The sequence below is a fragment of the Kitasatospora sp. NPDC088264 genome, from assembly GCF_040685715.1.
In the GTDB taxonomy this organism is placed as follows: Bacteria; Actinomycetota; Actinomycetes; order Streptomycetales; family Streptomycetaceae; genus Kitasatospora.
In genome coordinates, this window is record NZ_JBFBIR010000071.1 from 13,121 (window position 1) to 37,052 (window position 23,932).

Annotated in this window: 27 protein-coding genes; 17 read left to right on the forward strand and 10 right to left on the reverse strand. The window is 74.3% G+C overall.

What is annotated here, in order from left to right:
- Positions 1 to 191 precede the first annotated feature (191 nt).
- Positions 192 to 1,187, forward strand: coding sequence for a zinc-dependent alcohol dehydrogenase family protein (locus AB0O82_RS33895; protein ID WP_363588117.1), 996 nt, complete (start codon positions 192 to 194; stop codon positions 1,185 to 1,187).
- 67 nt (positions 1,188 to 1,254) lie between these two features.
- On the opposite strand, the gene AB0O82_RS33900 is transcribed toward AB0O82_RS33895, so the two are convergent.
- Together AB0O82_RS33900 and AB0O82_RS33905 are read right to left on the reverse strand one after the other, a co-directional pair.
- Positions 1,255 to 1,602, reverse strand: a complete 348-nt coding sequence (locus AB0O82_RS33900) for a helix-turn-helix transcriptional regulator (RefSeq protein ID WP_363588119.1) — start codon at positions 1,600 to 1,602, stop codon at positions 1,255 to 1,257.
- A 324-nt stretch (positions 1,603 to 1,926) separates the two neighbouring features.
- Positions 1,927 to 2,799, reverse strand: coding sequence for a bacterial transcriptional activator domain-containing protein (locus AB0O82_RS33905; protein WP_363588121.1), 873 nt, complete (start codon positions 2,797 to 2,799; stop codon positions 1,927 to 1,929).
- A 598-nt stretch (positions 2,800 to 3,397) separates the two neighbouring features.
- Here AB0O82_RS33905 and AB0O82_RS33910 point away from each other — a divergent pair.
- The 12 genes from AB0O82_RS33910 (at position 3,398) to AB0O82_RS33965 (ending at position 14,619) form a co-directional block, all read left to right on the forward strand.
- A complete protein-coding gene (locus AB0O82_RS33910; RefSeq protein ID WP_363588123.1) occupies positions 3,398 to 4,609 on the forward strand; it encodes an aminotransferase class I/II-fold pyridoxal phosphate-dependent enzyme in 1,212 nt (403 codons plus the stop codon).
- A 56-nt stretch (positions 4,610 to 4,665) separates the two neighbouring features.
- Positions 4,666 to 5,904, forward strand: coding sequence for a beta-ketoacyl-[acyl-carrier-protein] synthase family protein (locus tag AB0O82_RS33915; RefSeq protein ID WP_363588125.1), 1,239 nt, complete (start codon positions 4,666 to 4,668; stop codon positions 5,902 to 5,904).
- The gene (locus tag AB0O82_RS33920; protein WP_363588127.1) at positions 5,901 to 6,794 is read left to right on the forward strand and encodes a MaoC family dehydratase; all 894 of its coding nucleotides are present in this window, start codon (positions 5,901 to 5,903) and stop codon (positions 6,792 to 6,794) included. The genes AB0O82_RS33915 and AB0O82_RS33920 overlap by 4 nt, the downstream gene beginning before the upstream one ends.
- Before the next feature lie 7 nt (positions 6,795 to 6,801).
- Complete coding sequence (locus AB0O82_RS33925) at positions 6,802 to 8,337, forward strand: AMP-binding protein (RefSeq protein WP_363588129.1); 1,536 nt, start codon at positions 6,802 to 6,804, stop codon at positions 8,335 to 8,337.
- Positions 8,338 to 8,388: 51 nt separating this feature from the next.
- On the forward strand, positions 8,389 to 8,661 hold the full coding sequence (locus AB0O82_RS33930; protein WP_063352985.1) for a phosphopantetheine-binding protein: 273 nt from the start codon (positions 8,389 to 8,391) through the stop codon (positions 8,659 to 8,661).
- A gap of 3 nt (positions 8,662 to 8,664) precedes the next feature.
- On the forward strand, positions 8,665 to 9,696 hold the full coding sequence (locus tag AB0O82_RS33935; RefSeq protein ID WP_363588131.1) for a hypothetical protein: 1,032 nt from the start codon (positions 8,665 to 8,667) through the stop codon (positions 9,694 to 9,696).
- Positions 9,689 to 10,579, forward strand: coding sequence for a tryptophan synthase subunit alpha (gene trpA, locus AB0O82_RS33940; protein WP_363588133.1), 891 nt, complete (start codon positions 9,689 to 9,691; stop codon positions 10,577 to 10,579). The genes AB0O82_RS33935 and trpA overlap by 8 nt, the downstream gene beginning before the upstream one ends.
- A 19-nt stretch (positions 10,580 to 10,598) precedes the next feature.
- Positions 10,599 to 10,973, forward strand: coding sequence for an ectoine synthase (locus tag AB0O82_RS33945; protein WP_363588135.1), 375 nt, complete (start codon positions 10,599 to 10,601; stop codon positions 10,971 to 10,973).
- Between the two features lie 97 nt (positions 10,974 to 11,070).
- Positions 11,071 to 12,216: an acyl-CoA dehydrogenase family protein gene (locus tag AB0O82_RS33950; protein WP_363588137.1), complete on the forward strand. Its 1,146-nt coding sequence runs from the start codon at positions 11,071 to 11,073 to the stop codon at positions 12,214 to 12,216.
- Positions 12,213 to 12,938: an N-(5'-phosphoribosyl)anthranilate isomerase gene (locus AB0O82_RS33955; RefSeq protein ID WP_363588139.1), complete on the forward strand. Its 726-nt coding sequence runs from the start codon at positions 12,213 to 12,215 to the stop codon at positions 12,936 to 12,938. Before AB0O82_RS33950 ends, AB0O82_RS33955 begins: the two co-directional genes overlap by 4 nt.
- Positions 12,935 to 13,690, forward strand: coding sequence for an indole-3-glycerol-phosphate synthase (locus tag AB0O82_RS33960; protein WP_363588141.1), 756 nt, complete (start codon positions 12,935 to 12,937; stop codon positions 13,688 to 13,690). Before AB0O82_RS33955 ends, AB0O82_RS33960 begins: the two co-directional genes overlap by 4 nt.
- Positions 13,687 to 14,619 (forward strand): alpha/beta fold hydrolase, encoded by a 933-nt coding sequence (locus AB0O82_RS33965; RefSeq protein WP_363588143.1) that lies wholly within the window; start codon positions 13,687 to 13,689, stop codon positions 14,617 to 14,619. Before AB0O82_RS33960 ends, AB0O82_RS33965 begins: the two co-directional genes overlap by 4 nt.
- Positions 14,620 to 14,797: 178 nt before the next feature.
- Here the strand turns inward: AB0O82_RS33965 and AB0O82_RS33970 are convergent, their stop codons facing one another.
- The 4 genes from AB0O82_RS33970 to AB0O82_RS33985 all read right to left on the reverse strand — a co-directional run bounded on the left by AB0O82_RS33970 (position 14,798) and on the right by AB0O82_RS33985 (position 17,016).
- Positions 14,798 to 15,727 carry a phosphotransferase gene (locus AB0O82_RS33970; RefSeq protein WP_363588145.1) on the reverse strand — a complete coding sequence of 310 codons (930 nt, stop codon included), beginning with the start codon at positions 15,725 to 15,727 and terminating at the stop codon, positions 14,798 to 14,800.
- A gap of 41 nt (positions 15,728 to 15,768) precedes the next feature.
- Positions 15,769 to 15,921 carry a hypothetical protein gene (locus AB0O82_RS33975; protein WP_363588147.1) on the reverse strand — a complete coding sequence of 51 codons (153 nt, stop codon included), beginning with the start codon at positions 15,919 to 15,921 and terminating at the stop codon, positions 15,769 to 15,771.
- Between the two features lie 61 nt (positions 15,922 to 15,982).
- Positions 15,983 to 16,192 (reverse strand): DUF397 domain-containing protein, encoded by a 210-nt coding sequence (locus tag AB0O82_RS33980; protein ID WP_363588149.1) that lies wholly within the window; start codon positions 16,190 to 16,192, stop codon positions 15,983 to 15,985.
- Positions 16,177 to 17,016, reverse strand: coding sequence for a helix-turn-helix transcriptional regulator (locus tag AB0O82_RS33985; protein WP_363588151.1), 840 nt, complete (start codon positions 17,014 to 17,016; stop codon positions 16,177 to 16,179). The genes AB0O82_RS33980 and AB0O82_RS33985 overlap by 16 nt, the downstream gene beginning before the upstream one ends.
- Before the next feature lie 118 nt (positions 17,017 to 17,134).
- Between AB0O82_RS33985 and AB0O82_RS33990 the strand changes: the two genes are divergently transcribed.
- The 3 genes from AB0O82_RS33990 (at position 17,135) to AB0O82_RS34000 (ending at position 18,126) form a co-directional block, all read left to right on the forward strand.
- Positions 17,135 to 17,332: a hypothetical protein gene (locus AB0O82_RS33990; protein ID WP_363588153.1), complete on the forward strand. Its 198-nt coding sequence runs from the start codon at positions 17,135 to 17,137 to the stop codon at positions 17,330 to 17,332.
- Positions 17,333 to 17,334: 2 nt separating this feature from the next.
- Positions 17,335 to 17,583 (forward strand): hypothetical protein, encoded by a 249-nt coding sequence (locus tag AB0O82_RS33995; RefSeq protein WP_363588155.1) that lies wholly within the window; start codon positions 17,335 to 17,337, stop codon positions 17,581 to 17,583.
- Positions 17,584 to 17,658: 75 nt separating this feature from the next.
- Positions 17,659 to 18,126 carry an NUDIX domain-containing protein gene (locus AB0O82_RS34000; protein ID WP_363588157.1) on the forward strand — a complete coding sequence of 156 codons (468 nt, stop codon included), beginning with the start codon at positions 17,659 to 17,661 and terminating at the stop codon, positions 18,124 to 18,126.
- A 73-nt stretch (positions 18,127 to 18,199) separates the two neighbouring features.
- Here AB0O82_RS34000 and AB0O82_RS34005 read toward each other — a convergent pair whose 3' ends face one another.
- The 4 genes from AB0O82_RS34005 to AB0O82_RS34020 form a co-directional block, all read right to left on the reverse strand.
- Positions 18,200 to 19,108 carry an aminoglycoside phosphotransferase family protein gene (locus AB0O82_RS34005; protein WP_363588159.1) on the reverse strand — a complete coding sequence of 303 codons (909 nt, stop codon included), beginning with the start codon at positions 19,106 to 19,108 and terminating at the stop codon, positions 18,200 to 18,202.
- A 104-nt stretch (positions 19,109 to 19,212) separates the two neighbouring features.
- Positions 19,213 to 19,890: a DUF6875 domain-containing protein gene (locus AB0O82_RS34010; RefSeq protein WP_363588161.1), complete on the reverse strand. Its 678-nt coding sequence runs from the start codon at positions 19,888 to 19,890 to the stop codon at positions 19,213 to 19,215.
- Positions 19,887 to 20,552, reverse strand: a complete 666-nt coding sequence (locus AB0O82_RS34015; protein WP_363588163.1) for a hypothetical protein — start codon at positions 20,550 to 20,552, stop codon at positions 19,887 to 19,889. The genes AB0O82_RS34010 and AB0O82_RS34015 overlap by 4 nt, the downstream gene beginning before the upstream one ends.
- Positions 20,553 to 20,621: 69 nt before the next feature.
- Positions 20,622 to 22,001, reverse strand: a complete 1,380-nt coding sequence (locus AB0O82_RS34020) for an aminotransferase class I/II-fold pyridoxal phosphate-dependent enzyme (RefSeq protein WP_363588164.1) — start codon at positions 21,999 to 22,001, stop codon at positions 20,622 to 20,624.
- Positions 22,002 to 22,259: 258 nt separating this feature from the next.
- On the opposite strand from AB0O82_RS34020, the gene AB0O82_RS34025 reads away from it, so the two are divergent.
- Positions 22,260 to 23,765 carry a multicopper oxidase domain-containing protein gene (locus AB0O82_RS34025; protein WP_363588166.1) on the forward strand — a complete coding sequence of 502 codons (1,506 nt, stop codon included), beginning with the start codon at positions 22,260 to 22,262 and terminating at the stop codon, positions 23,763 to 23,765.
- Positions 23,766 to 23,932 lie beyond the last annotated feature (167 nt).

Sequence of the window (23,932 nt, forward strand, 5' to 3'; positions counted from 1 at the left end):
GGGTCTGACGCGGGTCTGACGCGGGGTCAACTCACCGGCAACGCCCGCCGACCGCCCCCTATTCCGAGACCGGTCGAAGTTTGACAGTTTCCCGCGCACCGGGTTACGTAAGTGGCCGCACCGCACGCCGCACCGCACGCCGCACCGCACGCCGCACCGCCACCGGCCCGCCGCAGCAGGGGAGTTACGCCATGTCCAGGACCGTCGTCTTCGACCGCACCGGAGGGCCGGAGGTCCTGACCGTGCGAGCCGCCGCCGTACCCGTGCCCGGCCCCGGCGAACTGCTCATCCGCGTCACCGCGATCGGCCTCAACCGCGCCGAGGCCCTCTTCCGCGCCGGCACCTACCTCGACGAGCCCAGGCTGCCCGCCACCCCCGGCTACGAGGCCGCCGGCACCGTGGAAGCCCTCGGCGAGGGCGTCACCGGCTTCGCCGCCGGCGACCGGGTCGACACCGTCCCGGCCTTCTCCCAGAACGACTACGGCGTCTACCGCACCCACGCCCTCGTGCCCGCCCGCGCCGTCGTCCACCACCCGGCCGGCCTCACCGACGTCCAGGGCACGGCCGTGTGGATGCCCTACCTGACCGCCTACGGCGCCCTCGCCGAGGACGGCCACCTGCGCCCCGGCGACCACGTCCTGCTCACCGCCGCCGCCTCCGGCACCGGCCTGGCCGCCATCCGCACCGCCCGCCGCCTGGGCGCCGTCCCCATCGCCACCACCCGCACCCGCGCCAAGAAGCAGCAACTCCTGGACGCCGGCGCCGCCGACGTCGTCATCACCGGCGAGGAGGACCTGGTGGCCCGCGTGGACGCCATCACCGCCGGCACCGGCGTGCGCACCGTCTTCGACCCCGTCGCCGGCCCCGGCGTCCTCACCCTCGCCCGCACCATCGCCCCCGGCGGACGCCTGATCGTCTACGGCCGCCTCGACCCCCGCGACACCCCCCTGCCCGGCCAGGACACCTTCGCCCCCGTCACCAGCCGCTTCTACTCCATGCACGAGGTGACCCGCGACGACGAACGGCTGCGCCGCGCACAGGCCTTCGTCACCGCCGGGCTCGCGGACGGCTCCTTCACCCCCGCCGTCGACCGGGTCTTCGAGGGCCTCGACCGGATCGCCGAGGCCCACCGCTACCTGGAGGCCGGTACCCAGGTCGGCAAGATCGTCCTCACCGTCCAGAACTGACCCCGCCGGGGCCGAGCCTTCCGGAACCGGCCCGCCCCGCGGCCGCCGGCCGCGAGCGGGCCGGCCGTCAGGGCGCCGCGCGGGCCTCGGCGTCGGCGGCGGCGACCACCGCCGACAGCAGGCCCGGGAAACGGCCCTCCAACTCCTCGGCGCGCAGCGAGTTCATCTTGGTGGTGCCGACGTAGTACTGGTGCAGCAGTCCGGCCTGGCGCAGCACGTTGAAGTGGTGCGTCGAGGTGGAGCGGGAGACCGGAAGGTCAAAGGAGCCGCAGCTCAGCGCGGCGCCCGCGTGGGCCAGCCGGCGCACCACCGATCTGCGGGCAGGGTCCGCGAGTGCCTCCAACACCTGCTGGACGCTGAGGTCCTCCACACCAGGGTGCACGATCACCCGCGCCGCCACGCGTGCCCGTCCCACACCCACCACCCCTTCCCAACGCTCGACCCCCGTCCCGGTTCGGTAAAAGCCGCGCGGCGTGCGCGACTTCGCGCCTCGACGCTACTACGAGCGCGCCGTGCGCCACGCCCACCGCAACACCTCCGCAACACGCGCGCGCCCGCCCCGGCGCGCCCGCGACCCCCGCGCCCCCGCCCGCCCCCGTGCGCGCACGCGGGCGGGCGGCCCCCCGAAGCCGGGGGCCGCCCGCCACGACGACAGGCCGTCAAGCCGCGCGCGCACCGACAGGCCGTCAGGCCGCGCGCACCGCCGATCCCGCCAGGCCGCGCGCCCACCGACAGGCCGTCAGGCCGCGCGCACCGGCGGCCCGGCCGGGCGCGCCAGCCGGGCCAGGGCCAGCGGCTCGAAGATCCCCATCAGCACCGGGTCCACCGGCCGCACCGCCGCCGCAGCGGGCGCGACGGGAGCGGGGGAGCGCAGCAGCGCCAGGTAGAGCTCCTGGGTCTCGGCGGCCGGGTCGATGCCCAGCTCCTCCGCCAGCACCTGGCGCAGCTGCTGGTAACAGCGCAGCGCCTCGGCCCGGTTGCCGGCCGCGGCCAGCGCCTCCATCCGGCAGCGGTAGGCGCTCTCGCGGAACGGGGCGCGGCGCACCGCCTCGTCGGCCCAGCGCAGCGCGTGGTGCTCCTCGCCCAGCGCCGAGGCCGACAGGCTCGCCGTCTCCAGCGCGGACATCCGCAGCTCCTCCACGTGCTCGCGCACCCCGCCCGCCCACTCGCCCTCGTGGTCGGGCAGGAACGCGCCGCGCAGATTGGCGATCGCACCCGCGGCCAGCTGCTGCGCCACCGCGTAGGAGCGGGCCGCGTACGCCTCCCCGGCCTCCCCGACCGCGCTGGCGGCGGCCTCCAGGTCCACCGCCGCGTCCGCGGGCAGCCGCAGGACGTAGCGCCCGCCCTGGGCGATCAGCGGGGTGGCGCCCGGGCCCTGGCCGGGGGCGGCGACGAAGGCCCGCACCCGCGAGACCACGCTGCGCAGCGCGGAGGCCCAGGTGTCGGGCAGGCCGTCGGGCCAGATGGTGTCGGCCAGCTGGTCGCGGCTGGTGCCGGCGGAGCGCTCCAGGACCAGGCGGGCGAACGCCACCTGGGCCTGGGCGCTGGACAGGTGCTGCGGGGCGCCGTGGTCGTGCTCGATCGTCACAAGTCCTGTCAGGCGGATCAGCATGAGAATTCCCCCGATCTGCCGTACGGACTGTCTTCCCGGAAGCCGTTCAACGTGCTCCAACCCCCTTGAGCCAAAGCGGAGCCGACGGCCCGTGACGCCGGGCCGACGGCGTGGGAAACCTGGACCGGAAATTCCGCCGACCAGCCGTTCGGTTTCGGCGGATTTCGACCATACATTCGACGCATCACACGGTGTCAACACTGGTCGACAAAACATACCCACCAGCCGGTCCATGCGTCGTGGACGCAGGGTTTCTGCACGTCAGAGCGTTACCGCAGGCCGGGAACACGGCTATTGCGGACGCCTTGCGCATCCTGCCGTAGAAATGTAGTCATCCTTGAGCACCCCGCGTGAAGGCTTCGAGAAACACCACCCCACCCCCTGCGCCGGGCACCACCCGTAAAAGCCCCGGGACTATCCCGGGAGGAAACCCCAGCACCACCACCCGCCCCCGCGCCGGGAAATACCGAAAACAATCCGGAACAAGCCGACGACGAACCGCCGACCAGCCGACGGACAACCGGCGGCAAACCGACGGCAAACCGCACGGCAAAACCGCCGCGCGCCCGCCGCGCCCCGCCGAGAAGGAGACCCGCACGTGAACGCCACCGGAGCATGGGACCGCCTGGAGCCGAAGCTCGCCGCCACCCTGGACCGCGTGGCCGCGCTGGAGTCCGACCCCTCACGCCGCAACAGCTTCGTCGCCTACACCATGGAACGCGACAGCGCCTACTGCGACCTGGACGGCGAGCGCCTGCTCATGATGTCCGGCTACAGCTACCTGGGCCTGGCCGGCGACGAACGCGTGGTGGCCGCCGCCAAGGCCGCCGTCGACGTCTACGGCACCGGCAACCACGGCGTGCGCGCCCTGGCCGGCACCATCCCGCTGCACGAGGAACTGGAAGCCGAGGTCGCCCGCTTCGCCCGCCGCGAACGCGCCCAGGTCTTCGGCTCCGGCTACGCCGCCAACGTCGGCACCGTCGGCGCCCTGGTCGGCCAGGGCGACACCGTCCTGATCGACAAGTACGACCACGCCAGCATCGTCGACGGCTGCCGCCTCTCCGGCGCCACCGTCACCCGCTTCCGCCACAACGACGTCGACCACCTCGAACGCCGCCTCAAGGCCGCCTCCCCGACCGGCGTGCGCCTGGTCATCGTCGACAGCGTCTACTCCATGGACGGCGACATCGCCCCGCTGCCCGAACTGCGCGCGGTCTGCGACGCCCACGACGCCCTCCTGATGGTCGACGAGGCCCACGCCCTGGGCGTCATCGGAGAAACCGGCGGCGGCATCGAGGAGCACTTCGGCTACCGCCACCGCGTCGACATCAAACTCGGCACCCTCTCCAAGGCCATCCCCTCCATGGGCGGCTGGGTCGCCGGCAGCCACGAACTGATCGGCCACCTGCGCTACGCCGCCCGCCCGTTCCTGTTCTCCGCCGCCCTCGGCCCCGCCCAGACCGGCGCCGCCCTGGAGTCCCTGCGGATCCTGCGCCGCGAACCCGAACGCGTCACCCACATCCAGGTCCAGGCCCAGCGCCTGCGCCGGCGCCTCAACGACGCCGGCATCTCCACCATGGACTCCGCCACCGCCGTCCTGCCCGTCATCGCCGGCTCCGACGACGCCGCCTACGACTACGCCACCGCCTGCCGCAAGGCCGGCGTCATCGGCCTGCCCGTCGTCACCCCCGCCGTGCCCAACGACCTGGCCCGGCTGCGGATCGCCGTCACCGCCCGCCACACCGCCGCCGACATCGACTTCGCCGCCGACGCCTTCCTGACCGCCGCCGCCCAGACCGGCCTCATCTGACCAGGACGGCGCCACCAAGGAAGGCCCGGCCCCCAACGCCCGGAAAGGACAAGACCATGGCAGCCCGCCCCACCCGGCCCCCCATCGCCGTCACCGGCCTGGGCGTCGTCAGCCCCGCCGGCCACACCCCGGCCGCGTTCTGGCACACCGTCAGCACCGGCACCCCCACCGCCACCGCCCTCACCGACCCCGCCCTGGCCCGCCACCGGGTCCGCCTGGGCTGCCGCGTCACCGACCTGCCCGACAACGGCCCCGTCCCCGCCAAGGACGCCCGCCGCCTCGACCCCTTCGCCCACTACGGCACCCTCGCCGCCCTCGCCGCCCACCAGGACGCCGGCGCCCCCGAACCCGACCCCGGCCGCAGCGCCATCGTCGTCGGCAACGCCGTCGGCGGACGCACCACCAGCGACCGCGAATCCGCCCTCTTCACCACCGCCGGACCCCTGCGCGTCAGCCCCCTGATGCCCCTGGTCACCATGCCCAACGCCGCCGCCGCCCAGATCGCCATGCGCCTGGCCTGGACCGGCCCCGCCCTGACCATCGCCACCACCTGCGCCTCCAGCGCCGACGCCATCGGCCACGCCGCCCTCCTCCTGGAAACCGGCCGCGCCGACATCGTCATCGCCGGCGGCTGCGAAGCCACCCTCACCCCCGTCACCCTCGCCGCGTTCGGCAACCTCGGCGCCCACTCCCAGCGCAACGACGACCCCACCCGCGCCAGCCGCCCCTTCGACACCGACCGCGACGGCTTCGTCATGGGCGAAGGCGCCGGCTTCCTCGTCCTCGAACGCCTCGCCGACGCCCGCGCCCGCCACCGCACCCCCTACGCCCTCCTCGCCGGCTACGGCTCCAGCGCCGACGCCTACCACCTCTCCAACCCCCGCCCCGACGGCGCCGGCGCCGTCGCCGCCATGCGCGCCGCCCTCACCGACGCCGGCCTCACCCCCGCCGACATCGCCCACGTCAACGCCCACGGCACCTCCACCGTGCACAACGACCGCGCCGAAGCCGCCGCGCTGCGCACCGTCTTCGGCCCGCACGGCGTGCCCGTCACCTCCACCAAGGGCTCCATCGGCCACCTCATCGGCGCCGCCGGCGCCGTCGAGCTGATCGCCGCCGTGCAGGCCATGAACAGCCGCCTCGCCCCTCCCACCGCCAACCACGAGCACACCGAACAGGGCCTGGACCTCGACGTCGTCCACGGCACCGCCCGCCCCATCCGCCCCGGCGCGGCCCTGTCCAACTCGTTCGGCTTCGGCGGCCACAACTCGACCCTGGTGGTGACCCCGCTATGACCACGACCACACCCGCGACCGCGACCACACCCGCGACCACACCCGCGACCGCGACCGGGCCCGCGACCACACCCGCCCACCGCACCGCCCGCACCCGCACCACCGTGACCGCCGACGCCCTGGCCGCCTACCGCACCGCCGCCCGCACCGGCCTGCCCCCCGCCCCGGACACCGCCGCCGCCCCCGCCCACCCCTTCGTCCTCGCCCACACCCTCGCCCAGCACACCGTCACCACCCTGACCACGGGCGATACCGGCTTCACCGGCGTGGTCCACCTCGCCCAGGAGATCCACACCCACCACCCCCTCACCGCCGGCACCCACGTCGACATCGACGTCACCGTCACCGCCGCCCGCCGCGAAGCCCGCGGCACCCGCCTGGCCCTCACCACCCACCTCACCGACGGCACCCGCACCCTGGCCCGCCTGACCACCTCCGCCCTGCTGGTCGGCGCCACCGCCATCGAACCCTTCGGCACCCTCACCCCCGCCGCCCACCCCGGCACCACCCCCGACACCGAACCCCTCACCCTCACCCACACCCTCACCCCCGCCGACGTCACCGCCTACGCCCACGCCGCCGGCGACCTCAACCCCCTGCACCTCGACGACGACGCCGCCCGCGCCGCCGGATTCCCCGCCGCCATCGCCCACGGCATGCACCTGGTCGCCCTCGCCACCGAGGAGATCACCGACCGCCACGCCGACGGCGACCCCACCCGCCTCACCGCCCTGGGCGCCCGCTTCGCCGCCCCCGCCACCCCCGGCACCCCGCTGCGCCTGACCCTGCAGCCCTACGACCGGGGCACGGTGGTGCGCTTCACCGTCGCCACCCAGGACGGCACCGCCGTCAAGGCCGGCTGGGCCGCCCTCACCCCGGCGGGGGAGTGAGACCCCGATGACCACACCCGCCGAACCCACCGCGCCCGCCGCGCCCGCCGCGCCCGCCGTGCAGGCCCCGCCGCCGCTGTCGCTGCCCGACGCGTTCACCGCCCACGCCCGCACCCGGCCCGACGCCGTCGCCCTCCTGTGGCACGAACGCGCCGTCACCTACCGCGAACTCGCCGAAACCGCCGAACGCGAACGGCTGCGCCTGCACACGCTGGACCTCGCCCCCGGCGAGCCGGTGGGCCTGCCCGCCGCCAAGTCCCCCGAGCAGATCGCCCTCGTCCTGGCCTGCCTGATCGAGCGCCGCCCCTTCCTGCTGCCCTCCCCGCAGCTGGCCCCCGCCCTGCTCGCGGCCCTGTTCGCCCAGGCCGGCGCCCGCCACCTGCTCGCCCCCCTCGGCCAGGACACCCCCGCCCTGCCCGCCCTGGCCCGCCCCGCCCCCGTGCCCACCCTCGCCGCCGGCACCTCCTTCCTGCTCACCACCTCCGGCTCCACCGACCTGCCCAAGATCGTCCCCCTCGCGCAGGCCGCCGTCGACCGCTTCACCGCCTGGGCCCACGACACCTTCGACCTCGGGCCCGGCCGCGTCGTCGTCAACTACGCCCCCCTCAACTTCGACCTGTGCCTGCTGGACGTGTGGGCCACCCTCGCCGCCGGCGGCACCGTCCTGCTCATCGACCCCGCCCACGCGCTCAACGCCCGCCACCTGCTCGCCCAGCTCACCCGCCACCGCCCGCACGTCCTCCAGGCCGTCCCCCTCGCCTACGCCCTCCTCGCCCAGGCCGCCGCCCAGACGGCAGGCCCGGCGGTGCTGGACAGCGTCGAGCACGCCGCGTTCACCGGCGACGCCATCGACGCCCGCACCCTGGCCGCACTGCCCGCCCTGCTGCCCGGCGCCGCGCTCTACAACATCTACGGCTGCACCGAGACCAACGACAGCTTCCTGCACCGCCTGGACCGCCTGGACGCCACCGCCGCCCTGCCGGTGCCCATCGGCACCCCCCTGCCCGGGGTGCGCACCCTGCTCGCCGCCCCCGACGGCACCCCCGTCACCGGCCCCGGCCGCGGCGAACTGTACGTCTCCACACCCTTCCAGGCCGCCGGCTACCTGGACCGCTCCCGCGACGCCGGCCGCTTCACCACCCAGCCCGAGGGCGCCGGGCCCGGACGGCGCTGGTTCCGCACCGGGGACCTGGCCGTCCGCGACGAACACGGCCGCCTGCACCTGACCGGACGCGCCGACTTCCAGGTCAAGGTCCGCGGCGTCGCCGTCAACACCGCCGAGGTCGAACGCGTCCTGCTCGCCCACCCCGAGGTCCGCGAGGCCGCCGTCGCCGCAGCCCCGGACCCGCTGACCGGCAAACGCCTGCACGCCGCCGTCCAGCGCGCCGCCGGCTCCGCCCTCAACAGCCTCACCCTGCGCGAGCACCTGGCCCGCAACCTGCCGCGCGCCGCCGTGCCCGAACGCCTGGCCATCCACGACGCCCCGCTGCCCAAGACCGCCACCGGCAAGGTCGACCGCAAGGCCGTCCTGCCCACCGCCTGACCACACCACCACACCCACCAAACCCCAATACACCCAAGGGAGTTGCGAGCCATGAGCAACATCGCCCAGATCAAGCGGTTCCTCATCGAGGAGTTCCTGCCCGACGTCACCCCCGAGCAACTCGCCGACGACCACGACCTGCTCTCCGACGGCGTCATCGACAGCCTGGGCGTCCTCAAGCTCATCGCCTGGGTCGAGGACCACTTCGCCCTGCCCGTCGACGACACCGACCTCGACCCCAACAACTTCCGCTCCGTCACCGCCATCGACGCCTTCATCACCCAGCGCCGCGCCGTCCCGGCCAGCGCCGTGGCAGGCGGCTGACCCGTGCACCCGGCCCTCACCGCCCTGCTCGCCGGGCACGACGTCGACCTGGACACCTGGCGCTCGTGGTGGGACCAGCTGGAGCAGCGCACCCCGGGCCCGGCCCGCGACAGCGACCGGGCCCAGGCCGCGGCACTGCTGGCCGCCCTCACCACCCGCCTGCCCGCCCCCGACACCCTCGCCGCCTTCACCACCTCCCTGACCGAACGCAGCCCCCACCCCGGCCCCGCCCACCCCGCCAGCGTCAACATCGTCGGCACCGGCGGCGGCCCGGCCACCTTCAACCTCTCCACCGCCGCCGCCCTGACCGCCGCCGCCATCGGCGTGCCCGTCGTCAAGACCGGCTCCCGCGCCTACACCAGCAGCGCCGGCTCCATCGACCTGCTGGAGCGCCTGGGCATCACCCTCACCTCCTCCCACACCGCCACCGCCGACCACCTCGCCCGCCACGGCATCGCCTTCGCCGGCCCCCACGTCTACCCGCCCGCCCTCACCCGCCTGGCCCGCCTCCTGTTCCCACTCACCCTCAAACCCTTCGGACGCCTCCTCAACACCCTCGGCCCGCTGCTCGCCACCGTGCCCGTCACCGCCCAGCTCACCGGCGCCAGCGCCGCCACCGACCTGCCCGCCCTGCGCCACCTCGCCCCCCGCACCCCCGGACGCGCCGTGTGGCTGGCCACCAACACCGCCGGCGCCGACGAACTCCTGCCCTTCGCCGACAACACCCTGCACACCCCCGACACCACCATCCACCTGCCCGCCGGCTCCATCGCCCCCGCCGACGGCACCCTGGCCGACCTCGCCCCCCACCCCGAGGACCTCACCGGCCACTTCCTGCAAGCCCTCGCCGGCCGCGCCGGCCCCACCGCCACCCACACCATCGCCCTCAACGCCGCCGCCCTCGCCCTCGCCTCGGGCCGCCACACCCACTGGCACACCGCCCACACCGCCGCCCTGGACGCCCTGGCCGACGGCGCCCCCCGCGCCCTGGCCACCCGCCTGCGCACCGACCACAAGGCCCCCGCCCATGCCTGACACCACGTTCTTCGCCGCCCGCGCCGACGGCCGCCCGCACCTGGCCCTGTTCCTCAACGCCGGAGACCCGCCCGCCCGCCTGACCGACCTGGCCCTCGTCCTGGACGAGGAAGGCGTCGACGTCCTCGAACTCGCCGTCCCCTTCCCCAACTCGCCCACCGACGGCCCCGTCATCCGCCGCTCCGCCGACCGGGCCCTGGCCGCCGGCACCACCCTGGACACCGTCCTGGACGAACTCGCCACCCTGCGGCCCCAGTTGAAGAACCTGAAGATCGCACTGCTCGCCGACTGGAGCCACAGCCTGCGCGCCGCCGACCCCGCCACCTGCGCCCGCGCCATCGCCCGGGCCGGCGCCGACGCCCTGCTCGTCCACGCCCTGCCGCCCCGCCTGCGCCCCGCCTGGCGCCAGGCCCTGCGCGAGGCGGCCCTGCCGCAGGTCGCCACCTGCTACCCGACCTCCACCCCCGAGGTCCTCACCGCCGCCGCCCGCGACGCCCACGGCGCCTACGTCTACCTCGTCGCCCACTACGGCCGCTCCGGCACCACCCCCGCGCAAGGCCACCACACCCTGGCCGCCACCGTCGCCGCCCTGCGCGCCGCCGCCCCCGCCACCCCGGTCGCCATCGGCTTCGGCGTCAAAAGCGCCGCCGACCTGGACGCGGTCGCCGCCGCCGGAGCCGACGCCGCGATCGTCGGCTCCGCCGCCGTCGCCCGCATCGAGACCGCCCTCACCGAGGGCCGCGACGCCGCACAGGCGCTGCGCGCCCTCCTCCACGACCTCCGCCCGCCCGGGCCACCCCAGCCCGCCACGGCCGGACGCACCACCAGCACCAGCACCACCGGCACGCGCACCACCCCCGGCACCACCACCCCCGCCCGCTGACACGAAAGGCAGAACCAGCATGCTGATCCGCGACATTGACGACGTCCAGACCGTCGAGTGGGGCAACGGCCTGTCCCGCCGCTTCCTGGTGGCCGGCGACAACCTCGGCTACACCCTCACCGACACCATCGTCAACGCCGGTACCAAGTCCCGCCTGGAGTACCGCAACCACCTGGAGGCGTGCTACTGCATCGCCGGCTCCGGCGAGGTCATCGCCATGGACGGCACCTCCCACCCCATCACCCCCGGCCGCCTCTACGCCCTCGACCAGCACGACGCCCACTACCTGGTCGCCAGCCCCCACGAGGACCTGCGCCTGGTCTGCGTCTTCTCCCCGGCCCTGCGCGGCGACGAGGTCCACCAGCTCGACGCCTCCTCCTCCTCCGCCTACTAGGCGAAGACCCTCCCCTTCGAGTCACGCGCCGGCGCCCCGCGCGTCGGCCTGCCACCCCGGGCCCCGCACGCGGGCCCGGGAGGAAGGCGGCACGTCCATGATCCGCTGGAACGCCGACCAGCACGCCCTGCGCGAGGGCCTGGCCCGCTTCGGCGACGACCTGAGCGCCGGCCACATCGAAGGCGACGAACAGGCCGCCTTCTCCCCCGACAAGTGGCGCCTCGTCCAGAAGACCGGCATCCTGTCCCTGCCCTTCGAGGAACGCTACGGCGGGCTGGGCCAGTCCCTGCTCACCACCATGTACGTCCTGGAGGGCCTGGGGCAGACCTGCCGCGACGGCGGCCTCAACTTCTCCGTCACCACCTCCCTCGCCTCCACCGGCGTCCCCCTCCAGGCCTTCGGCTCACCCGCCCTCAAAGAGGCCTACCTGCCGCGCATCGCCTCCGGCGAGGCCATCGGCGCCCACGCCATCACCGAGTCCGAGGGCGGCTCGGACGCCATGCAGATGCGCACCCGCGCGATCCGCGACGGCGACCACTTCGTCCTCAACGGCGCCAAGACCTTCGTCAGCAACGGCCCCGTCGCCGACGTCATCGTCGTCTACGCCCGCACCCACCCCCAGGGCGGGGCGCTCGGCGTCACCGCGTTCCTCCTGGACCGCGACATGCCCGGCATCAGCACCGGAAACCCCATCAAGAAGATGGGCCTGCGCACCTCGCCGCTGTCCGAGGTCTACCTCGACGACGTCAAGGTGCCCGCCTCCCGGGTCCTGGGCCGCGTCGGCGGCGGCTTCCTCGTCCTGGACCACGTCATGAAACGCGAGATCCTCTACTCCTTCATCGTCAACACCGGCGAGATGCAGCACCGCCTGGCCCGCTGCCTCGACTACGCCAAGACCCGCATGTCCTTCGGCAAGCCCATCGGCTCCTACCAGTCGGTCGCCAACAAGATCGTCGACACCAAGATCCGCCTGGAGACCGCCCGCAAGTGGCTCTACGACACGGCCCAGCGCCTGGAGGCCGGCGAGAACGTCACCGTCGACATGGCGATCGCCAAACTCCTCACCAGCGAATCCAACCTCGCCACCTCGCTGGCCGCCGTCCAGGTCTTCGGCGGCAACGGCTACATGTCCGAGTACGGGCTGGAGAAGGACGTGCGCAACGCCGTCGCCGGCACCATCTACTCCGGCAGCAACGAGATCCAGTACAACCGCATCGCCGCCATGCTCGGACTCGGCAAATGACCGCCCCCGCCCCGCCCCGCCCGCTGCCGCCCGCGCGGCCCCGCCACCTCAAGGTGTGCGGGGCCCGCACCCGCGCCGACCTCACCCTCCTCGCCGAATCCGGCCCCACCCTGGTGGGCCTGTGGCACGGCGTGCCCGGCGGCCCCGCCGAACTCTCCGAACAGCACCTCGCCCACCTCGCCGCCACCGCCATCCGCCTGGGCCTGGAACCCGTCCTGGTCACCTTCCTCGACGACGCCGACCAACTCGCCCGCCTCGCCCGCGCCACCGGCATCCGCTGGATCCAGCTCCACGCCTACCAGAGCCCCGCCCTCGTCACCGAACTGCGCCACCGCCTGCCCTACGCCGTCCTCGTCAAAGTCCTCCACCTCTCCCGCGGCCGCTGCCTGGAACGCCCCTTCATCGGCGCCTTCGAGCGCGCCGGCTGCGACCTGTTCCTGCTGGACACCGTCACCGACGACGGCCGCGTCGGCTCCACCGGCCACCCCCTGGCCCCCGCCGACGTCCACACCCTGCTGCCCCGCCTCACCATCCCCTTCCTCCTCGCCGGCGGCCTGAACGCCGCCAACCGCGACACCTACCGCACCGTCACCGACCACCCCCTGTACGCCGGCGCCGACATCGACACCGCCGCCCGCAACCGGGCCGGCGACTTCACCCACGAAGCCGTCACCGCCCTCGCCCACGCCTGGCACCCCCGCCCCAAGGAGGCCTACGTATGAGCGCCCCGCGGTTCCTCGACGCCCTGCTGGCCGCGAGCCGCCCCCTGATCATGGAGGTCAAACTCCGCGACCCGCACGGCACCGACCTGCTGGGCCCGCGCACCGTCACCGACCTCGTCACCCGCTACGAACAGGCCGGCGCGCCCTGCCTGTCCGTGGTCACCGGCCGCTGGTTCGGCGGCACCCCCCGCCTGCTGCGCGAGGTCACCGCCGCCACCGACCTGCCCGTCCTCCAGAAGGACTTCCTCACCCGCCCCGCCCAACTGGAGGCCGCCGCCGCCCTCGGCGCCTCCGCCGTCCTGCTCACCGCCGCCCTGCTGCCCGCCACCTCCCTGCACCGCCTGGTCACCACCGCCCTCGCCCTGGGCCTGACCCCGTTCGTCGAGATCACCGGCGAACACGAACTCGCCCACCTGCCCCAGCCCGAACACTGCGTCATCGCCGTCAACAACAAGGACATCCGCACCCGCGAACGCGACCGCGGCGACCTCGGACGCAGCCTGCGCCTGCTGCCCGCCCTGCACGCCACCGGCACCCGCGCCCCCGTCTCCGCCTCCGCCATCACCGAACCCGCCGACGCCGCCCGCCTCCTGGACGCCGGCTACGCCGGACTGCTCATCGGCACCACCCTGATGCGCCAGAGCGACCTCACCGGCTGGCTCACCGACCTCGACACCGCCCGCGCCGGAGCCGCTGACAGGGCCGCCACCACCGCCCGCGCCGGAGCCGTCCGCGCCGGGGCCGCCCTATGAACCCCCGCCCGAACCCGCGGCCCAACCCCCGGCTCGCCACCCGCTCCCTCGTCCTGGACGCCGGCGGCATCCCCGTCTCCGCGCTCGTCGCCGAACCCCAGGACCGCGCCCCCAAAGCCGTCCTCCTCGCCATCCACGGCCGCGGCATGCGCGCCGCCTACTTCGCCGGCCCCGCCCACCCCGACACCAGCCTGCTCACCCTGGCCGCCGACCTCGGCTACACCGTCCTGGCCCTGGACCGCCCCGGCCACGGCGCCTCCGCCCACCGCCTGCCCGACGGCCAGCTCATCGCCGACCAGGCCGCCACCCTGCACGCCGCCCTCACCGACTACGCCCGCGCCCACCCCGTCGGCGCCGGCGTCCAACTCCTCGCCCACTCCTTCGGCGGCAAGATCGCCCTCCACCTCGCCGCCCACTGGCCCGCCGACCCCCGCCTGCCCCTGCTCGGCGCCGACATCTCCGGCCTCGCCCAGCACTACGCCCCCGGCGCGTGGGAGCGGCCCGACGACCTCGCCGGCGGCGGCCGCCTCAACTGGGGCCCCCTCAACCTCTACCCGCCCGGCACCTTCCACGCCGCCCGCACCCTGCTCACCCCCGTCCCCGCCCTCGAATCCCGCGAACTGGCCACCTGGCCCGCCCGCTACAGCGCCCTGGCCGCCCGCGTACGCGTGCCGGTGCGCCTCACCCTCGCCGACCACGAGGCCTGGTGGCGCCTGGAGCCCTCCCACCGCACCGCCCTCACCGCCGCCTTCCCCCCGGGCCTGGCCCACCTCGTCACCGCCCACCGCGCCGGCCACAACCTCTCCCTGGGCCACGCCGCCCGCCCCTACCACCTGCGCGCCCTCGCCTTCACCGACGAGTGCCTCACCCGCCCCCGGCCCCAGCCCGCCGCAGCCGCCCCCGAGCCGCTCCTGGCCGCCGCCGGCTGACCGGGCGGGACGTCAACGACTTCCTCGGCCAGATGCCCCCCGGCAGCCTCCCCGCCGCCTCCCCGGGCCCGGAGACGGGTGTCGGCACGTCCGCGTCGGTGCAGGTGCAGGTCACCGGCAACGGCCCCGGGCGGAATCGGGAGCGCGCCTCACACCGCATGCCGAGCACAGGCGCGGGTCACTGCCACACGAGCAGCGCTTCGAGCTCCGGAAGCCGGCCGAACAGGTCGGGGAGGCCGCGCACGCCGTTGCGCACGGACTCGTGGGAGAGCGCGAGGTCGGGGCCGGTGCTCGCCTCGACACCGGCGAGGCACCGCAGAATGTTCCACCTCGTGTGCCCCAGCCAGCCGCCGATCATGAACACGAACCAGCTCGGACCTGGCGGCGGCAGCGTGCCGCCACCCGCGACATAGCCGTCGAGGACCGAGCGGAAGACGGCGGGCTCGATGTGGTCGAAGCCCGGTCCCTTCGCGAGGCTGAGCGCGGTCGAGCCGAGCTCGCCGGACAGGTCGAGCGTTCCCGAGAGCTCCCAGTCGAGCACCACCGGCCGGCCCTCCCGGGCGAGCAGGTTCCACGGTTGGATGTCCCTGTGGGTCAGCACGACGGGGCCCGGCCGTTCGCAGGTGTCGACGAAGTGGGCGATCGCGAGGAACGTCTCGACGTGAGAGGCGAGTTCGTCGGCCCAGGGCTGTCCGGTCGCCGCCGCCCGCGCGGCGAGCTCGGGCCAGTCCCGTGACGTCGGTTCCTCGACCGACGCGTGGGTCCACGCGACGTCGAGCGCGTGGACGCGCGCGAGGATCCCGCCGATCTCGAACGCGTACGCCGCCGACACCGGCGCTTCCGGCACCTTCTCTCCCTCGACCCATCGGTGAACGAGCGTGTGGTGGCCGGCCGAGATCGGCTCCGGCATCGGGATACCGGCGGCGAAGGCCGCCCGCTCAAACCTGAACACGTCCTCGGCGCGATAGGCCCAGCGGCGGTCGGCGAGGTTCAACTCCTTGACCGCGAACGACCCTTGGTCGGTGTCGAGCCGGTACATCCGGTTGGCGAACCCGCCGTGGACGCGGATCATCGGCCCGATCGGCACGCCGAGATGCGAAAGGTTCACCCACGCATGCTAGTGCAGCACCACGTTGATCCTTCGGGGGTTCATGCGGCTTTGAGCGGGGAGCCGTCGTAGGTCCCGCGGTCGGCCTTGGCGGCGTGTTCGTCGTAGTCCAGGACGAAGTCGTCGATGCGTTCGGTCGGTTCCTCGCGGGAGGTGAACTGGCCGTGGCGCAGCAGGCGTCTGGTCAGTGCCATCGTCCCACCCCGAGATGGCCCCGCCGCCCCGGGTCGGGGCGGCGGGGCCCGGGAGTTGCTGCTACCGGGCGTCGAATTCGCCGGTGCGGACGGCGGTGACGAAGGCCTGCCAGGCGGGGGAGGGGAAGAGGAGGGCCGGGCCGAAAGGGTCTTTGGAGTCGCGGACCGGCATCACGCCGGTAAATCCGTCAGCGACCTCCACGCAGGTTCCTCCATTGCCGCCGCTGTACGAACTCTTTCGCCAGCGAGCGTCAGTCAGATTGACGTCCATTCCAGATCCCTCCGTACCACGCGGATCATCGAAAGTGAGTCGGCCTGGTTCAGGGCCTCGACCACAAGGCGATCGTAGCTCCTGGCCAGCGCCGAAACTGACTGGATATCCCGTTCGATGTAACCGCGTTGCTCGATCTCGCCGTAGCTGAGAATTTTGCGGTTCGGCATGGTAAGGAGTTGCACCACGCGAGTGAACGGCCGGTTCTCGCCCAGAGAGTACGGCGCCACCTGAATGACCACGTTGGGCCGATCAGCCAACTGTTCAAGGTGGAGCAGTTGCTCGATCATGACGTCCCGGCCGCCGACGAGTCGCCTCAGGCAGCTCTCGTCCAGCACCGCGTGCAGGACCGGAGGTGGAGTCCGTTCCAGGATGTGCTGTCGGGCAAGCCGGAAGTTGATACGTTCATCGGCCTGTTCTGGGAGTGCGGCGCCCTGCCTCACATATCCCGACTCAATCGCGGTTGCGTACGCGGGAGTCTGTAGGAGTCCAGGGATGACGTTGATCTCGAAGAGCTTGATCTGCTCCGCGCGGGCCTCGTAGTTGGCGTACTCCGGGAAGCCCTCCAACAACGTCGTGTGCTTGAGCTGCCAGTACATCAGTACGAGCGTGCCGCCGGTCTTGAGCTCCTGGTCGGCCAGCTCCGCCAGCTGCAGGCTCGGCGGCCGGTGCGCAAGTTCGACGTAGGACAGGTGCGATGCGGTGCACCCGACCTTCTTCGCCAGCTGGACCTGGGTGAGCCCAACTGCTTCGCGTGACCTGCGGAGTTGAACTCCGAAGGCGGCCCACGGGGACGAGGTCGGGTCGATGCTCTTCTTGTTCATGGAACTTCCCCAACTCACGGCTGCTCTGACAGCAAGTCGTATATCGCTTCCGATGCTAGGTGGTGTGGGGCCACCATGTGCACAGAACGTGAAACACTGATTGCGGAAGGTTATTCCCATGGCTGATGCCCAAGTCCCCCGCCTCCACGGCTACGGCGTGCGCTGGGACACCGAGACCCGCCTCTACCGGGTCCGGCACGAGCTCACCGGGGATTGGCTGCGCCAACCGGACGGTGAGCTCAGCGGGTTCGGCTCCTTCTCCGAGGCCTGGGGTGCCTGGCGCGTCTTCGAGGTCCACAAGCGGCCGGGGGAGTGAGCGTGTCCTCGATGCTCTCCCGCGCGACCGCCGACCAGCGGCGCCAGGCGGCCGACGTCCTCGACGACCTGACCACCGTCCTCGCCCTGGGCGGCGTCACGTTGCCGTCCGTCGAAGTCGACTGGGAGCACGGCCGCAGGACGGGCTGCTACCTGATCAGCCTCGGCTGCGCCCGCCCGTCCGCACTCCTGCGGGTCGTCGACCTGCTCCGCAAGGGGCTGCGCTACGAGCGCCTGGCGCATGACGACTGAACTCCTCGCCCGCCTGCTCTGGTGGGCCGGCTTCTCCCTCCTGCTCCTCGCCGCCCTCAGAAGGTGAACCGCCCGATGCAAGACCCCCGCTTGCTCGCCAAGCCGCCGGTGTGCCGGCTCGGCTGCCTCGTCCTCGTCCGCAACCCGCGCGGCGACGTCCTCCTCGTCGACCCGGACTACATGGACGGCCTGATCCTGCCCGGCGGCGCCGCCCAGCCCAATGAGCCCCCGCACCTCGCCGCCGCCCGCAACCTGCACGCGGAGACAGGGCTCAACCTGCGTCTCGCCGACGTCCTCGCGGTCGACTTCACCCCGGCCGACCGTTACCTGGAGCGCCTCAACCTGGTCTTCGACGGCGGCACCGTGCGCGACGACGTCCGCCTCACCGTCCCGCCGCAGCACCGCAGCGGCCTGTTCGGCGCCCGCTTCGTCCCCGTCCGCCGACTCCCCGACGTCATGGCGCCCTCCCAAGCCGCCCGCGTCAGCGAGGCGTTGGCGGGCCGAGCGCTGCCCGTCCTCCTCCACGGACAGCGCGCGACCTGAGGGCCGCCGTCCCGGCACATCCGAGTCGGCGACCGACGCGCGCGGTGAACCCGTCCCGACCGGCCGGGACGGCTCACCGCGCGCCGGCGGCCTCCAGGATCGCGGACAGCCGCGCCAGGCATTCGCCGACGAAACCGGGATAGGTGCCCCAGTAGTACGACAGCCCGCCGACCCCGACGCCGACCGCCCACGCCCGGGCCCGCAGCCACGTCACGTCGTCGAGGCCGAGGGCGTCCCAGTACGCCTGGCGGGCCGGGGACGGAAGGTCCCACACCGTGGCGTGCTCGGCGTCGGGAAAGCCGACCGACAGGCATCCGAAGTCGATGACCGCGTGCAGCCCGCCCTGCCGGACCAGCAGGTTGGAGGGTTTCAGGTCGCCGTGCAGCCACACCTGGCGCCCGGACGGCCCGGGCAGGGCGAGCGCGCTGCGCCACAGGTGCAGCAGGTGCTCGATGTCGAGGTCCAGGCCCGGGATCGTCCGGCACTTCTCGAAGCATGCGGTGATCGACTCGTCGCTGTCGCGCAGGTCGCCCCCGCGGTACCAGTGGAGCGCGCCGCGGCGGACGGCCCCCATGAGCGGGACGCAGTGCAGGCCCTTGACGACCGCCGTCAGGTCGGCCCCGAAGGCGGGCCAGTCGGTGACCGACCCCGGGCCGGGCTCCTCGCCGTCGATCCAGCGGTACACCGACCAGGCGAGCGGGAACACGGCGCTCGGGGCCCCGGCGTGCACCGGCTCCGGGACGCGGCACGGAAGGTGCGGTGCCAGCCGCGGCAGCCAGGTCAACTCCTTGCGCACGGAGTCCGCGCTCTGCGCCGTGCGCGGCAGCCGCACGAGCAGGTCGTCGCCGAGCCGGTACATCGTGTTGTCCGTGCCCGAGCCGGCCGGCGAGACGGACAGGTCGGCCCATTGCGGCCGCTGCTCCCGGAGCAGGGAGCGGACGACCGCCTGGTCCGCGAAGACCTCGTTCTCGTGAAGCGTCACGGTGAGAGCCTTCACGCCGGGCGCCACCGCCGCCAGCGATTTTCCCCGGGGGGGGCGCGCGGAGCCGGGCGCCGACCCGGCTCCGCGCGCAGGGGGGCCGCGGCTCAGGCGGCGGTCAGGCGGGCGGTCCTGCGGTGTTCCGTCATGCCGGAGACCAGCTGGTCGCGGATGCGGGCGGGGACCTGGGGGGCGAAGCGGGCCAGGTAGTGGGCCAGGTGGGCCTCGTCGTCGACGAGGAAGGGCAGGTCGAAGACGAGGAGCTTGCGCACCGCCAGCAGCGGCACGGGCGCGCGCAGCGGCCTGAAGGAGCGGTTCCACAGGCCCCCCTCCTCGCAGACGGGGTGGAACTGGCCGATCATCAGGCCCTGTTCGACGAACTCGTCCTTGGCCTTGCGCTGCGCCTCGTCCAGCGCGGTGGAGTCGGCCCGGTCCAGGCCCGGCAGCACCAGCAGCACGGTCAGCAGCTCCCGGTCCGATTCCTCCGTCAGGCCGGCCAGCAGCCGGTCGTACCAGGCGCGCAGCTCGCCGACCAGCGCGGGCAGGTCGCCGCCCGCGCCGGTGTCGGCGACGGCGATGTGGAACAGGCCGCGGCGCAGCGAGGGCTGGGTGTAGGGGCAGACGGGGCCGCTGCGCCCGAGGTCGGGGTGGGCGGTGGTGAGGAAGCGCCGGCTCCAGTCGAGGATCTCGGCGGCCTCGGGGTGGTGGGCGGCGGCGCCGGCGTCGATCTGCTCGGCGGAGTAGACGCGCAGCGCGGTGTCGATGTCGAGGGTGTGGGTGGTCATCGGGGGCCCCGCCACACGGGGGTCAGGCGGGGGCCGCCGGCGGGCAGGGCGATGGCCTCGCCGAAGCGGGTGAAGCCGCCGGCGCCGCAGACCCGGGCGCCGCCGGGGGAGCTGGTCTCGGCGTAGGCGGCCTGGCCGTCGTGGTCGACGCGGGCCAGGAAGGCGCGCAGGAGGGCGGTGCCGGTGCCGGTGTGGCGGGCGTCGGGGTGGGCGCCGACGAACGCCAGGTAGTGGTGGGGGCGGTGGCGCGGGTGGCGGCGGGCCTGGAGGCGGGTGATGGCGGCCAGGCGGCGGGCGGATTCGGGGTGGGTGTCGGCGTCGACGGCCGCGTCCAGGGCGCGGGCGGTCGCCTGGTCCTGCCCCCCGGGGTGCTCCCACACGCCGGGGGGCAGGAAGAGCAGCGCGCCGACGGGGGCGGCGTCGTCGGGGTGCTGGGCGGTCAGGGCGCCGCCGTGGGCCAGGCACTGGTCGACGTGGACGCGGAAGAAGGCGGGCAGGATGCGGGCGCGGTGGGCGTCGTCGGGGAAGGCCCAGCGGGTGAGCGGGTCGTCGTGGAAGGCGGCGGCGAGCACCCGGGCGAGGGCGGGGGCCTCCTCGGGTCGGGCGGGGCGGACCGCGGGGGCCGCGAGGGCGGCGCCCGGCGGGACGGTGGCGGTGGTCAACGGACACTCCTCGGCAGACAGGCGGCGGGGCGGCGGGGCGGCAGGGCGGTCGTACGGGGGCGGCGGGCCTCAGGGCCGGGCGGTGGCGAGCGCGGTCAGGCGCGCGTGCAGGGCGGGCAGGTGGTCCTCGGCCTCGGGCTTGATCAGGACGCTGCGCAGCACCGAGGCCCCGTCGGCGTCCGCCGCGGCCGCCGGGTGGCGGCGGGTGAAGTCGGCGGCGTCCACCCGCAGCAGGCTCAGGTAGAGCGGGTCGTGCTCGTCGGCCATGCCCTGGCGCAGCACGTGCCGGCTGGCGGCGTCGACGGCGGACATCGGCGCCCCACCCGGGGTGGGGTGGTAGGTGACGATGTCCAGTTGCGGGCGCTGGTGGAGGGTCAGGTGCGGGCTGTCCTCGATCAGATCCGCCCAGGCCAGGGCCGCGCGCCGCCCGCCGGCCAGGACGGCGCCCAGGCCCTGGGGGGTGAGCGGCAGCAGTTGCAGGGTCAGCCACAGGGCGGCGGCCGCGGCGCCGGCGCGCGAGCATTCCAGGCTGATCTCGCCCAGGTGCAGTTCGGCGTCGGTGAAGTAGGTGTAGGGGGAGTCGTGGGCGAAGTGGCGGCCGATGTCGGGGTCGGCGAACAGCACCGCGCCGCAGCCGTAGGGCTGGAGGCCGTGCTTGTGCGGGTCGACGGTGACGGAGTCGCAGCCGGCGATGGCCCGCCACGGCGCCGGGTCCAGCCCGAGGGCGGCGGCCTGGGCGTCGTCGGTGGCCAGCAGGGCGAAGAACCCGCCGTAGGCGGCGTCCACGTGCACCCGCACCCCGTGGCGGCGGGCCAGTGCCAGCACCTCGTGCACCGGGTCGACGGCGCCGAGCCCGGTGGTGCCGGCGGTGACGACCACCGTGCCGACGCGGCCGGTGGCGAGCAGGGCGGCCAGCGCGTCGACGTCCATGCGCCCGTCCGCGTCGCAGGCCACCGCGTGGCCCTCGATGCCCAGGACGTGGCACATGCGGCTGTGCGTGTAGTGGGCCTGCGCGCTGTAGGCGACGCCGAGCCCGGGGTGGCTCTGGCGGGCCACGTACAGGGCTTCCAGGTTGGCGATGGTGCCGCTGCTGGTGAGGTGGCCCACGTGGCGGGGCAGGCCGAACATGGCGGCGAGCTGGGCGACGCACTCGCGTTCCATGTCGTTGGTGGCGGGCCCGCCCTCGTAGGCGTGGTTGTTGGGGTTGAAGCGCATCGCCGTCAGGTAGCCGACGACGGCGGCCGGGTGCGGCGGCTTGACCATCTGCCCGGCGTAACGGGGGTGGAAGAACGGGTAGTTGTGCTCCAGGCGCTTGGCGAAGCGCTCGAACGCGGCGGCGAAGTCCGCGTCGTCCACCTGGTGCGAGGGATGCGGGCTGTACGGCCCGAACCGCTCTCCCCACTGCTCGGCGACCTCGGCCGCCCTCGGCAGCCAGTACCGCAGGTCCACGCTCCGGCCCTTCCCTTCGAGGGATCCTCCAGTGTTCTGCGAGCCACGGTGACCGCCCGCCGCAAGCGGCCCGCAACACCCGCAGCTCACCGCGCGCCCCGCCCGCGCCCCGCCCCGCGCGGTCCACCGGGCCTCAGCCGGACCCCAACCCGGCGCAAGGATCCGCTGCTGCAATCACCCCCGGAACCCGCCCCCGCCCCACCCGCCGGGGCCGCACGGGCACACCGCCACACCGGGCCGGCAGCAGGAGGACGCGCGATGGTGACCAGACGCAGGATGATCGGCGCCGCCCTGGCGACCGGGGGAGGGGTCCTGCTCATGCGCACCACCCTGCGCCCGGCCGCCTCCGTCGAGACCGCCGCCGAGGCCGCCCACACCCACCCGGGCCCCGACGCCTCCGCCGCCGAGGCCGACCCGGGCCCCGACGCCGGCCCCACCCTGGCACCGAAGTTCACCGCCGCGATGCCCCTGCCCCCGGTGCTCGCCCCCGTCTCCACCGACGGCGCCGCCGACACCTACGCCGTCACCATGCTCAAGGCCTACGCCCGCATCCTGCCCGGGCACCGCACCGACGTCCTCACCTACAACGGCGCCTTCCCCGGCCCCGTCATCCGCGCCCGCTCCGGACGCCCGGTCGTGGTGCGCCAGACCAACCTGCTGGACGACCCCGTCTCCGTCCACCTGCACGGCGCCCGCGTCCCCGTCGCCTCCGACGGCGGCCCCATGAACCTCCTGGACGCCGGCGCCACCCGCACCTACACCTACCCCAACGACCAGCCCCACGCGAGCCTGTGGTTCCACGACCACGCCCACCACCTGGAGTCCGAGCACGTCTACCGGGGCCTGGCCGGCACCTACCTGATCACCGACGCCACCGAAGCCGCCCTGCCGCTGCCCGCCGGCCGCTACGACCTGCCCATCGCCCTGCGCGACGCCCGCTTCGACCCCCAGGGCCGCCTCGTCTACCGCATGGACGACCCCCTCAACCGCACCACCATCCTCGCCAACGGCCGCCCCTGGCCCAAGGTCGAGGTCGCCGCCCGCAAGTACCGGCTGCGCCTGCTCAACTCCTCCAACCTGCGCTTCTTCTCCCTGCGCCTGGCCGACGGCGGCCCCCTCACCCAGATCGGCTCCGACGGCGGCCTGCTGGAACGCCCCCACGTCACCGACACCGTCGACCTCTCCCCCGGGGAGCGCGCCGACGTCGTCGTCGACTTCTCCCGCTACCCCGTCGGCTCCAGCATCGTCCTCACCAACTCCATGCCCCCCGGCCCCGCCGAACACGTCGGCCAGGTCCTGCGCTTCGACATCACCCGCGCCGCCGACGACCCCAGCCGCGTCCCCGCCCAGCTGCGCACCCTGCCCGCCCTGGGCGCGGCGGCCCGCGAGCGCACCGTGGTCCTGGAGTACCAGGAGAAGCCCGGCGCCGCCCCGCTCGGACTGATCGACGGCAAGGTGTACGACCCGGCGCGGGTGGACGCCTCGGTGGCGTTCGGCACCTCGGAGATCTGGACGGTCGTCAACGCCAACAAGGACGTCCCGCACAACTTCCACCTGCACCTGGTGCAGTTCCGGGTGCTGGCGCGCAACGGCGCCGCGCCCGGCCCGGCGGAGTCCGGCCTGAAGGACACCGTGCGCCTGCTGCCGGGGGAGAGCGTGCGCCTCCAGGCCCTCTTCGACTCCTACCGCGGCCGCTACCCCTACCACTGCCACCTGCTGGACCACTCCGCGATGGGCATGATGGCGCAGCTGGAGATCACCTGACCCCCTTTTACTCGCCCCCCGGCGGGGGCCGCCCGCCCCCCGGCGGGGGCCACCCGCCCCCCGCCGGGCCGCCCGCCCCCCGCCGGGCCGCCCGCCCCCCGCCGGGCCGCCCGCCCCCCGCCGGGCCGCCCGCCCCCCGCCGGGCCGCCCGCCCCCGCGGGCGGCCC

Excerpts from the sequence above, each read along its gene's own strand:
- AB0O82_RS33895 (WP_363588117.1), top strand. The coding sequence starts at position 192 with ATGTCCAGGACCGTCGTCTTCGACCGCACCGGAGGGCCGGAGGTCCTG.
- AB0O82_RS33905 (WP_363588121.1), bottom strand. The coding sequence starts at position 2,799 with ATGCTGATCCGCCTGACAGGACTTGTGACGATCGAGCACGACCACGGC.
- AB0O82_RS33915 (WP_363588125.1), top strand. The coding sequence starts at position 4,666 with ATGGCAGCCCGCCCCACCCGGCCCCCCATCGCCGTCACCGGCCTGGGC.
- AB0O82_RS33920 (WP_363588127.1), top strand. The coding sequence starts at position 5,901 with ATGACCACGACCACACCCGCGACCGCGACCACACCCGCGACCACACCC.
- AB0O82_RS33925 (WP_363588129.1), top strand. The coding sequence starts at position 6,802 with ATGACCACACCCGCCGAACCCACCGCGCCCGCCGCGCCCGCCGCGCCC.
- AB0O82_RS33930 (WP_063352985.1), top strand. The coding sequence starts at position 8,389 with ATGAGCAACATCGCCCAGATCAAGCGGTTCCTCATCGAGGAGTTCCTG.
- trpA (WP_363588133.1), top strand. The coding sequence starts at position 9,689 with ATGCCTGACACCACGTTCTTCGCCGCCCGCGCCGACGGCCGCCCGCAC.
- AB0O82_RS33945 (WP_363588135.1), top strand. The coding sequence starts at position 10,599 with ATGCTGATCCGCGACATTGACGACGTCCAGACCGTCGAGTGGGGCAAC.
- AB0O82_RS33950 (WP_363588137.1), top strand. The coding sequence starts at position 11,071 with ATGATCCGCTGGAACGCCGACCAGCACGCCCTGCGCGAGGGCCTGGCC.
- AB0O82_RS33955 (WP_363588139.1), top strand. The coding sequence starts at position 12,213 with ATGACCGCCCCCGCCCCGCCCCGCCCGCTGCCGCCCGCGCGGCCCCGC.
- AB0O82_RS33960 (WP_363588141.1), top strand. The coding sequence starts at position 12,935 with ATGAGCGCCCCGCGGTTCCTCGACGCCCTGCTGGCCGCGAGCCGCCCC.
- AB0O82_RS33965 (WP_363588143.1), top strand. The coding sequence starts at position 13,687 with ATGAACCCCCGCCCGAACCCGCGGCCCAACCCCCGGCTCGCCACCCGC.
- AB0O82_RS33975 (WP_363588147.1), bottom strand. The coding sequence starts at position 15,921 with ATGGCACTGACCAGACGCCTGCTGCGCCACGGCCAGTTCACCTCCCGC.
- AB0O82_RS33980 (WP_363588149.1), bottom strand. The coding sequence starts at position 16,192 with ATGGACGTCAATCTGACTGACGCTCGCTGGCGAAAGAGTTCGTACAGC.
- AB0O82_RS33985 (WP_363588151.1), bottom strand. The coding sequence starts at position 17,016 with ATGAACAAGAAGAGCATCGACCCGACCTCGTCCCCGTGGGCCGCCTTC.
- AB0O82_RS33990 (WP_363588153.1), top strand. The coding sequence starts at position 17,135 with ATGGCTGATGCCCAAGTCCCCCGCCTCCACGGCTACGGCGTGCGCTGG.
- AB0O82_RS34000 (WP_363588157.1), top strand. The coding sequence starts at position 17,659 with ATGCAAGACCCCCGCTTGCTCGCCAAGCCGCCGGTGTGCCGGCTCGGC.
- AB0O82_RS34010 (WP_363588161.1), bottom strand. The coding sequence starts at position 19,890 with ATGACCACCCACACCCTCGACATCGACACCGCGCTGCGCGTCTACTCC.
- AB0O82_RS34025 (WP_363588166.1), top strand. The coding sequence starts at position 22,260 with ATGGTGACCAGACGCAGGATGATCGGCGCCGCCCTGGCGACCGGGGGA.